Annotated in this window: 1 protein-coding gene; it reads right to left on the bottom strand. The window is 62.7% G+C overall.

Features of this window, described 5'->3' with window-relative positions:
- Positions 1 to 618: 618 nt before the first annotated feature.
- On the bottom strand, positions 619 to 1,347 hold the full coding sequence (locus tag G3446_RS26565; RefSeq protein ID WP_164456661.1) for an alpha/beta hydrolase-fold protein: 729 nt from the start codon (positions 1,345 to 1,347) through the stop codon (positions 619 to 621).
- Positions 1,348 to 1,741 lie beyond the last annotated feature (394 nt).

The following is a 1,741-nucleotide window of genomic DNA, read 5'->3' as shown; positions in this document are numbered from 1 at the left end:
AAACGCCAGACCTCGCCGTGGACCTACATCGCCGAGGTGGTTCGCCAACGACGCAAGGGGCTTGAGGCGCCTGCGTTACCGCAGCCGGCTGCAGCCTGACAAGGCCTCCCGGGTAGCTCCTTTGGGGTGGGGGGTAAACCTTTACGCCGAATCACGGTCGTCACCTAGAGCTCTTGTGCTCACAGAAGCGCGACTCGAGCGCTCCAGCTTGGGTCGCGTTCTTCAACCTCCTACCAGCTCCTAAGCTTGCCCGGAGTGTCGTCTTCCAAGGGCGAGGTGAAGGGACGCTCACGATGGGGACGATTGTGCGGAAGATTCCAAGGCAGGCAAGCGTGTGCAGCTGAGGCCGGGAGCCAGGTGGTGGAAGGCGCTCAAGACGGCGAGTGCATCTGAGGTATGGTCAACGAGACGGCGCTTCCCTAGGCCTATCTCGATGGGGCGCAAGGTCGTTGGACCCTCCACCCGGTCTGGCATCCTCAACGCGATCTACTCCAATGCACCGGTGTCCGAGACGATCCGCGATCCTTTGCATGAATATTCCACCAAACCATCTCGCAACCGGACTGAGGTGCCAGTCGGGAAGGAGCCGCGGCGTCGCAAGGCGAGAGGAACAAAAGGCTAGAGGTATAGAGGTGCCATGCGCCGCCAGTGATAGCCCTGGTGGGCTCGGCCGTCCCACTCGTGGAGTGCGTGCCAGATGCCTTTGCTCCAGAGCGTGTGGCTGAGATGCCGATTGTTGTCGAGAAAGGGGTCCTCCCGACCGACCACGAAGACGATGTCCATGCGGCGCAGCGCGTCGAGGCGGTGGGGGCAGCTGAGATTGGGCAGATACTGGCTCGGCGTGTGGAAGTAGATCAGGTCGTCGCGGTGCCCGCTGAAGAGGTCGCAAAAGTGCTCGACGTCTAGCGTCAGATCGTAGCGCCCTGAGAAGGCCGCGAGCTTCTGGAAGAGGTGCGGGTGGCGGAAGGCGATATTGGCCGCGTGGAAGGCCCCGAGGCTGCAGCCGTGGGCGATGGTGCAGGGGTGTCCGTTCTTCATCGCCATCAGTGGCATCACCTCGTTGAGGATGTAGTCCTCGAAGGCGTTGTGGCGGCGAATCCGATCGAGCGGGCTGCACCAGAAGCAATAGAGCGATTCCCGGTCGACACTGTCCACGCAGTAGAGCTGGAGCTGGCCTGCCTCGAGCTTGTGCCGCACGGCATCGACGAGCCGCAGATTCTCGTATTCGTAGAAGCGCCCGTCGCGCGTGGGGAACACCAGCACCTTGGCGCCGGCGTGCCCGAAGACAAGCAGCTCCATGTCGCGGCCGAGCCGGGGGCTGTGCCAACGGTGATATTCGCGATTCACCCGCGCGCACCTCAGTCGATTGACATCGGCGCAATGGTAGCGATTGCGGATTGCGGATCCGTGAACCTAAATAGAGACGTCAGCTTCCAGCCGCCAGCCTCCAGCGGAGGAACATTTGCGGCTTGGCGGCTCTTTCGACGATGGGCGGCTCACCCGTCGGGTGAGCGATCGAACGGCGGGAAGCAGCGCCAAGACAAGGCTTTAAGCTGGCTGCTGGCAGCTCTTTCCAGGGTGGACGTCAATGACGGGCGCGGCCGGGCCCTCAGCGCTGCTCGCTGTTGTTCTTCACCCTGATCCGCGAAGCACCGCCCCTTTGGGCGAGGACACGCCCACCGGTGAATCGGTTTTTTGGTGAAAGAGCGTGAGGGAGAGCAGGTCCTGACCTTCTCGGTCC

The organism is Thiorhodococcus minor (assembly GCF_010820565.1).
GTDB lineage: Bacteria > Pseudomonadota > Gammaproteobacteria > Chromatiales > Chromatiaceae > Thiorhodococcus > Thiorhodococcus minor.
The sequence above is the reverse complement of the archived record's forward strand: the minus strand, read 5'-3'. Positions and strand labels throughout refer to the sequence as shown.